Annotated in this window: 8 protein-coding genes; 6 read left to right on the top strand and 2 right to left on the bottom strand. The window is 44.9% G+C overall.

The window, feature by feature from the left end:
- The first annotated feature begins 185 nt into the window (after positions 1-185).
- The 3 genes from hipB (at position 186) to LRP49_RS23385 (ending at position 3360) form a co-directional block, all read left to right on the top strand.
- A complete protein-coding gene (hipB, locus tag LRP49_RS23395; RefSeq protein WP_274145845.1) occupies positions 186-431 on the top strand; it encodes a type II toxin-antitoxin system antitoxin HipB in 246 nt (81 codons plus the stop codon).
- On the top strand, positions 431-1744 hold the full coding sequence (locus tag LRP49_RS23390; RefSeq protein WP_274145843.1) for a type II toxin-antitoxin system HipA family toxin: 1314 nt from the start codon (positions 431-433) through the stop codon (positions 1742-1744). Before hipB ends, LRP49_RS23390 begins: the two co-directional genes overlap by 1 nt.
- Before the next feature lie 371 nt (positions 1745-2115).
- The gene (locus LRP49_RS23385; protein WP_274145841.1) at positions 2116-3360 is read left to right on the top strand and encodes a DNA cytosine methyltransferase; all 1245 of its coding nucleotides are present in this window, start codon (positions 2116-2118) and stop codon (positions 3358-3360) included.
- Positions 3361-3395: 35 nt separating this feature from the next.
- On the opposite strand, the gene LRP49_RS23380 is transcribed toward LRP49_RS23385, so the two are convergent.
- Together LRP49_RS23380 and LRP49_RS23375 are read right to left on the bottom strand one after the other, a co-directional pair.
- Positions 3396-4205: an Eco47II family restriction endonuclease gene (locus tag LRP49_RS23380; RefSeq protein WP_274145839.1), complete on the bottom strand. Its 810-nt coding sequence runs from the start codon at positions 4203-4205 to the stop codon at positions 3396-3398.
- Entirely contained in the window at positions 4198-4512 is a 315-nt protein-coding gene (locus LRP49_RS23375; RefSeq protein ID WP_274145838.1) for a hypothetical protein, read from the bottom strand. The genes LRP49_RS23380 and LRP49_RS23375 overlap by 8 nt, the downstream gene beginning before the upstream one ends.
- 699 nt (positions 4513-5211) lie before the next feature.
- On the opposite strand from LRP49_RS23375, the gene LRP49_RS23370 reads away from it, so the two are divergent.
- From LRP49_RS23370 to LRP49_RS23360, 3 genes are all read left to right on the top strand, one after another.
- Positions 5212-6453, top strand: a complete 1242-nt coding sequence (locus LRP49_RS23370) for a leucine-rich repeat-containing protein kinase family protein (protein ID WP_274145836.1) — start codon at positions 5212-5214, stop codon at positions 6451-6453.
- Between the two features lie 313 nt (positions 6454-6766).
- Positions 6767-7759 (top strand): hypothetical protein, encoded by a 993-nt coding sequence (locus LRP49_RS23365; RefSeq protein ID WP_274145835.1) that lies wholly within the window; start codon positions 6767-6769, stop codon positions 7757-7759.
- Entirely contained in the window at positions 7759-8559 is an 801-nt protein-coding gene (locus LRP49_RS23360) for a hypothetical protein (protein ID WP_274145833.1), read from the top strand. The genes LRP49_RS23365 and LRP49_RS23360 overlap by 1 nt, the downstream gene beginning before the upstream one ends.
- Position 8560 lies beyond the last annotated feature (1 nt).

Raw genomic sequence — 8560 nt, 5'->3', positions numbered from 1 at the left:
TTCTGTCCTGTCCTGAATCTCGCTACTTTTGGTTATTGCCTCACACTTATCGGTAAGAAATATCCGCACTAAGGGATAGGACATTGCATATCCCCTACAAGGGATATATCTTTATATATAACGTAGAGGGGATAACCTAAAGAATATCCCTTAAAAGGGATATTTAAGTGAAAGGAGTGGTTGCCATGATTTATAGTCCGCAACAATTAGCAAACCATTTAAAACTGCTTCGCACTAAGCATAAACTCACTCAAGCAGAGCTTGCTCAGCGTGTTGGCTTAAAACAAGCGACGCTGTCCAACTTTGAGAATAACCCCGACACCACCCAACTGAAAACCGTGTTTAAAATCATCCAAGCACTTGGCGTGAGAATGGACATACTCTCGGAAGACAAAGTTCCCTCAGCAAAAACCGATGAAGAGGTGTGGTAATGGAAACCTTGGTGGCTTACATGAATGGGGAACGCATCGGTGAATTCATCAAGCTCGCGAACGGCGCACATGAATTCCAATACGATGCACGATGGATTGAAAGCCCAATAGGCAGGCCACTGTCACTTTCCTTACCGCTTCAATATAAAAAGCACGCATCCAGCCACGTCATCAACTATTTCGATAACTTGCTACCCGATCTCAGTGAGATTCGAGATCGTATCGTAGCAAGATACCAAGCAGAATCACGTCAAGCGTTCGACCTATTGAAACAGGTAGGTAAAGACAGCGTTGGTGCCATTGCGCTCTACAAGCCCAGTGAAGACAGCCCATCATTCAAGCAACTCGATTATGACATTCTCACCGATGAGCGCTTGGAAAAAGTCCTCAGTGCCTACAAAACCAACATCCCTTTAGGCATGCTCAATGATGAAGATGATTTCCGTATATCTGTCGCTGGCGCGCAAGAAAAAACCGCGCTTCTAAAAGTCGGAAACAATTGGTGCATACCTAAAGGCTCCACACCGACGACGCATATTATCAAGCTGCCCATTGGAGAGATAAAGCAGCCCGCAGCCACGCTTGATATGAGCGACAGCGTCGAAAATGAATATCTCTGCCTGCTACTTGCCAAAGCACTCGGCCTTAATGTGCCTAACGCAGAAATCATCCACTGTAACGGCATCAAAGCCCTTGCCGTTGAGCGCTTTGATAGACGCTGGTCAAAAGACAACTCATGGATTCTGCGCTTGCCACAAGAAGACATGTGCCAAGCCTTTGGTAAACCTTCAGCCATCAAATATGAAAGCGACGGTGGTATAGGGATTAAAGACATTATGAAGTTGATTCTAGGCTCCAGTAATGCCCTAGAAGATCGCGATGCCTTCATGCGTTTTCAGGTATTCCAATGGATTATCGGTGCAACGGATGGGCATGCGAAAAACTTCTCGATTTTCCTCGGGGCTGGCGGCAGCTATCAACTTACCCCCTTCTACGACATTCTTTCTGCTTACCCCATCATGGGTGGTAAAGGGCTGCACCTTCGCTCACTCAAATTAGCGATGGGGCTGAAAGCCAACAAGGGGAGGAAGTACAAACTCGACAAGATTTTCGCTCGCCATTTTTTAGCCACCGCCAAAGAGGTCGGCTTTAGTACCCAAAGAATGGAAGATATTTTAGATGAGTTTGCCCATCAACTCCCCGCGGCAATCGAGCATGTGAAACAGCAACTTCCAGAAGTGTTTCCAGCGCATATTGCTGATGCGATTTTTGAGAATTCGTTGAAGATGGTGAAGCGGGTTTCTATGCGTTGATAAAATTTGTAATCTTCAAAACCCATAATGATATTATTGAGGCTGTCTTACAATCCAAGGCCATCACAAACTCCTATACCAAATAACCAGCTCATCACGGTCGCATCTCTTCATCCTAAACCTTTCTATCACTAAGCTTTCTCTACTCACATCCGGAAAAGAGACATGGCGTACAACATCCCAAACAATAATGCCAATATGGATGATTAAGCTCGATAGCATCGCTCTATATCTAGTTGTTATAATTAGCCTTTTAAAATTGACATGAACGGAATGATGTAGAAGTAAAAAAAACAGGTAAAATAGTGGACCTTAACATACAAACACTGTATACTTAAACAGTGTTAATTAATAGATTATGGAAGCGTCATATGTTTGATGTCCAGTCAGAAAAATTGAAGATAAAATACAGTGTTGAAGTGCTAGCTGACATTCTGTCCCAGTCTAAAGCGACGATGGAATCTCGTATTAAACGTGGTGAAATTTCAATCTGTGAAGAGTCAGGAAAAATACCTCTAGATCAAGTAGAGCATCACCCAGAAGTTCAAACTATGCTCACCTCCAAGTGGGATGAAGAGCACTCCACCAAGCCCAACCGAACCTATAAATTGATAGAACTCTTCGCCGGCGGCGGCGGGTTGGCTTTAGGCATGGAAGCTGCGGGGCTGAAAGCCATTCTCCTCAATGAGATGGATAAGCATGCCTGTGCAACCCTGCGAAAAAACCGCGAGAATTGGAATGTTATTGAAGGTGATATAGCCAAGATTGACTTTACTCAAGTTAAAGATGAGGTAGATATCTTAACTGGTGGTTTTCCTTGTCAGGCATTTTCCTATGCTGGAAAAAGCTTAGGTTTCGAAGATACTCGTGGCACTCTTTTCTATGAAATGGCGCGAGCAATCAAGGAGCTGAAACCGAAAGTATTCTTAGCTGAAAACGTCCGCGCGCTACTCACTCATGATGATGGTAGAACCCTTGATACGATCAAAGGAATCATTGATGAATTGGGGTACGAGCTGGTTGAGCCCCGAGTGATGAAAGCCATCTTTTATAAGGTGCCACAAAAGCGTGAACGGCTTATCCTAGTTGGCATTCGAAAAGACATTGCTAAAGATGTGACATTTCACTGGCCATCACCTTACCGTAATGTAATGACATTACGCGACGCCTTTTATGCTGGGGAGCTTTACGACACCGATGTTCCAACATCACTAGGACAAGAATATCCGCCGCGTAAACGCGAAATCATGAAGCACGTCCCACAAGGCGGGTATTGGCGAGATTTACCTGACGATTTACAACGTGAGTACATGCAAAAAAGCTATTTCCTGGGCGGAGGAAAAACTGGAATAGCTCGTCGTTTATCGCTGGATGAGCCGAGTTTGACCCTTACAACATCACCAGCACAGAAACAAACCGAGCGATGTCACCCGATAGAAACCCGACCATTACAAGTTCGAGAGTATGCGCGTATCCAGACATTCCCAGACAACTGGGAGTTTCAAGGTTCAAAGAATGCTGCTTATAAGCAGATTGGGAATGCTGTTCCAGTAAACATGGCAAGAGCCCTTGGCCATTCACTCGTTCGACTACTTAATGACATCGAATCACGCTAATAGTAAGGCCTACAATTTTGTAGGCCTTTAAGCTCTTAAGACAATGATTCATGCATTAAATTAAAAATAAATCTTAGGTCATAGTCATTAGGTAAAACTCCTTGCTCACGCAAAGTGAATGCCATTAAAACTACTGCTTTGGCATAAACGTGCTTCGCTTCACCATACACTGATAAAAACTGATGCAGACCCATTCGTCTAATTTTATTAGTTTCACTGCCTTTTTGTCCTCTCGAAGGATCTGAAGGATTAAAGTCGGTAATTTCACCATTCTTTTTTGGAATACGCTCAACTAGGATCGCATCACAGCCATAATAACTTGAGGTTTTATCCAACACTACGGTTTCCATGGTTTTCCGAGTACGAATAGCACTAGCAGCATTCATTGTGTTGAACCGATTCTTTACCTCAGCAATTGCAATAACTTTATTGCAGCCATCCAAAACTTGTATATCCAAACGACCTGAGTCTGACTTCTTCATATTTGGCTGTAAACAGCAAATAAGTTCGTTAAGTTCACCAATACGATTTCCCCGCCACTTATCAGCAACTCTTGTAGCTTCAAAGCGTGCATATTCTTCCGCATTAACACGCGGATCGTTCATAGACCGATCCACATTCATCAGCATTGCAGCAATGGGGTCTGGTTTGGTTGAAGGCCTTAGTTCCTTAGAACCAACTATAATGTTTACAATCATTTTCTTGAAATCAGTAACACCCTCTTGTGACAAGTCGGAAAAATCCACCTCGATATCCCCTAGGGGAATAGGATGAAATCCCAAAAGATTAGTATCTTTACCATTGATAAATTGGTCTTCAATATCTGCAATATTAATTTTACTCATACATACCTCCAATAGGCATTTCATAACCAAATCTGACCAAAACAAGTTCAGCGTCTAAAAAACCAGACGCCTTATCCATTAGCAAACCTGAAGAGCTAAATGTTAGGATTAAGAAAAAAAACTCACAGACACAGAGAAGCTGAACTGTTCCCGAAAATCTAAATTTGACAGGCAGACGTAAATCAAACGGCGTATTGAAGACCTCAACATCAAGGTCTTTATCATAGGAGTGAAGTCCCAATACTTTTAGGTCATATTGGTAAACATCACGAAGAAATACTTCTATTTCATAGACTGGATCGTTCATTGTAGAAACACCTTACTTTTCGACAGCATTACACAAATCTACGACTACACGATGGTGTCGCTCTGATTTTTGGTTGCGTCGTTCTGTTAAATACACACTACTAAAAGTGCGGTGTTAGCCAGAAACCATTATTGGTGCTGACATTAACAAAAATATTAATTACAAATTGTTCCATTTGTCAACAGCAATAGACTTTTAACGCCAGCCACTTGCAACTGCATAGCCTAATAAATACCACTTCAAACGTCTCATCGTTGGCTTGCACATTAGGCAAAGAGAGTGATACTTCTGCGAAAAAGCCGGTTCTATCTTGCTCGTCATCCCATTCCAGTTTTTTGAACTCAATTGTTTGCGGCATTGTATTTTTTAGCCGCTGCTTGGCAGAGACTCAATTGAGTTTTCGACGCTCTCTTTGCTTGAGGTAGGGACTAAGTTCATCTGTCATTGTTCGACAGGTACGCAGTGGTCAACGTGATATGTGTCTTCTTGCTCAATCCCCAGCGTTTTATGTTGCTCTATCAGCAACGCGGCGATTTCATCATTATTCGTCACTACAGACCTCGAGCAACTCCTGAGTTGTATGTGATACAAAAACAACCACCCTATACATCCCCACCTCCCTCGTCCTCAACAATGCTATTACCCTCGATTTTCGATACACTTGCACCGAAATGACCACCGCTATGCTGGAAATACACCTTGAATACCCTCTCTCAACTCAAATCTGGCGAACTGGCCGGAGCCAAACACGTTAAGCTTTCCGAAAACCTCACCGTTTTCCCGCCAGAGCTGTTTGAACTGAAGGACACTTTGGAAGTGCTCGACCTTTCAGGCAATCAGCTCTCTGAACTGCCCGAGACGTTTGGCCAGTTCCAGAAGCTCCGAATTTTCTTTGCATCCGACAACTTGTTTACCGAGGTGCCCGAAGTATTAGGTGCTTGCCCGAACCTTGAAATGGTGGGGTTTAAGTCAAACCAGATTGTTCACGTTCCAGAAGGTGCATTGCCACAAAAACTGCGTTGGCTGATTTTAACCAACAACCAGATTGAAACCTTGCCAGATAGCCTAGGCGAACGCCCTCGCCTGCAAAAGCTCGCGCTGGCGGGCAACCGCATTGCGGCGTTGCCTGCCTCCATGGCAAAGTTAGAGAACTTGGAACTGGTGCGTATTTCCGCCAACCAACTGACTGCATGCCCTGACCACCTTCTCGCGTTACCGAAGCTGGCATGGCTCGCTTTTTCTGGTAACCCGTTTAGCGAATCATCACTGCATATTGACACGGTGCCAACTCTTCAATCGTCGGACTACACGCTAACCACACGGTTGGGGCAAGGTGCGTCGGGCGTGATCTCTCAAGCGCGCTGGAATCAGCCACAACCTGGCTTTCCAGAAGACATTGCAGTAAAAGTATTTAAAGGCGACATCACCAGTGATGGGTATCCTAAAGATGAGCTTGAAGCCTGTTTGAAAACCGGAAACCACCCGAATTTGGTGCAGTCGCTTGGGCAAGTGAATGAAGACGGCTACCTTGCACTTATCATGAATTTGATCCCGGCGCATTTTAAAAACCTTGGCTTACCACCGAGCCTTGAAAGCTGCACGCGAGATACCTTTCCTGCTGAGTTTCGTTTAGGCATTGCTGATATCGCAAAAATCGTCAGCCAGATGGAAAGTGTGTTTAATCACTTGCACGACAATCACGTCTGTCACGGCGATCTTTACGCACACAACACCCTGTTTGATGACAACGCCAATATCATTTTCGGCGATTTCGGGGCAGCCAGCATGTACCACATGCTCACGAATGCGCAGCAAGAGAAAGTAAAGCAGATTGAGAAGCGTGCCCTTCACCACTTCATTGATGATTTGCTTAGCGTCTGCCAAGAAAGCGACAGAACGAGTGACACCTACTTAACGCTTCGCGCACGTATTGCGGAGTGAGCACCGAAAAACGTCTGTTTCCCTGAATTATAAATCACCCGACGAAGCCGTTGGGTGATTAACTCTTCTTTTCAAGTAAGAAACGGAAAATAACGCCTCCCGAGGCTTACCTTGATACCACATTGAACACCCGATTTGAGGCAAACGAAAACGCCTTACACTCGGCCTTCCACCCTTCGTGTTTAGCACTCAAAAAAACACCAAAATGACGATGCTTCACGCCGTTAATTGCGTTAGATTAGCCCTCTTTTTTATAGGGACTCTTTCGTTCCGGTGTTAACTCTTTTAACTGCTTCAATTGAAGGGAAGTTTTGTGGTTGTTTCTCGTCGTTATCGAGGTGTTTTCGCCCTTGTATTTACCGCTATCGGGTTGGCTTTTTTCATTCTTGTCTCTCTGTTTGCCAACGATGCCTACAAGGAAAACACCGCCCGTTTATTATCTTCGTTTTCGCAACGTTACGATTCAGTCATGTCCATTCGTGCCGGAGGGTTCCTTTATCACAAAGCACCTCAGGAGATTCGCGATAACCCTTATCTGTATCCGCTTTGGATAAAAGGCTCTCAAACACTTCACATGTTCGAGGATTTGGGCGAGCGGCTTTGGAATATGCACGCAAATTACTCGCACAATCAGCGGCTACATCACGCAGAAGAAGAGCTCGCCCGTTGGCGATTTACAGATACCCGTAAAGCTCTCGTTTTAAAACCAAACATGGCTAAGTGGTCACAGCTTTCTCATACCGAGCAGTTCCGTCACAAAGCCTTTATGCACAACTACTTTCACTGGCTGAATGAAGGGGTCGTTGTCGACGGGTTTGACGTACAAGCGTGGCAACTTCGCGTCGACAAGCAGGCACTCGATCTGCTGTTGCGCACCAGCCAGAATTCGAAAGGCGCACCTCAGAATATTGCGCGCATCAAACGCCTTGCCCCTTATGTTTCCCCTTATTTACGGCCATTTATGTTGTCACCTGAAAAGACGGTTTATTCAATTAAACAAGGCGTAACAAGGCAGGGGCTTAACGCGAACAACTTGTTGTTACAGCATGGCAAAGCACACGTTGATTATCGCGATCGTGCGAACGCGACGCAGAAATACCTGAACACGCTCGATGATTTCTACAGCAACCATCTACTGCGTCCAGCGTACTACTACGAAATCAATGAGTTTAGAAACCATCGATGGGTGACAGATGGCCGCCTAACGCAATTTAAGCATGACTACGTGGACAAGCGACCTTACCAGCGTTTTCTAAAAGATTATCAAAAGCCAAGCAAAGCACTGGAACTACGGAGAGTTTACTGATGAGAACAATGATTTTTATTGGCTGTTGTCTGGCGTTGATTTTCAGTGGCTTTACCACTTACTACGAATACAAAGGCGTTCCGAAACCTTATTGGAGTCTGGATACCCAAGTAATCACTGAGGGTGAGTCTCTGCCTTTTTATGCGGTTATCGACAAACGCGTGATGACGTCGGCTCTGATCCAACAGGTAGAAGAGGCTTACCTGCAGCAACTGGTGTTTGATTCGAACTATTATCGACAGCGCGGATTGAATGAGCCTGCTACGCGCATGAGCTTGCCGCATGCAGTAAGCGATATACAAAAGCATGCCATGGTTCGCATCGACTGGGATGAAACCGTCTCTTTCTTTCCATGGCAAACGCGAAAGGAAGCCATGATGGCGCGTGTGGAGGCTGACTACACCGCCCTTTCTTCTTTCATCGCACTGGTGAGATATCTAAAGCCCAAGCTGAAAAAAGAAGCCTACACATATCAAAACAAAACCATGTACCGCTATCGCATTCCAACGGCGATAAAGCAAAGTGACAAATACAAAAAGTACGTCGCTGATATTGAAGCGGTGCTAGACGACGCGAGCAATCCGGTTTATGCCGCGCTGGCCGACATTGACGATGCCCTCAATCAGATATTTAACACCGGCAGTAATAAAGCGTGGGTGGAAATTGTGCTGTTTGGTAATGGCAGCAAACACAAGAGTGCTTATACAGAACTAAGAAATATCAATCAGGCGTCGAAGTACTTCAACGCGTTGCACCGCACGTGGATCACGTCATTGGAACACGTAGGTAAAGAGGTCTAAA

Source organism: Enterovibrio qingdaonensis, assembly GCF_028683135.1.
GTDB classification, from domain to species: Bacteria; Pseudomonadota; Gammaproteobacteria; order Enterobacterales; family Vibrionaceae; genus Enterovibrio; species Enterovibrio qingdaonensis.
This window is presented reverse-complemented; position numbering and strand designations above follow the sequence as displayed.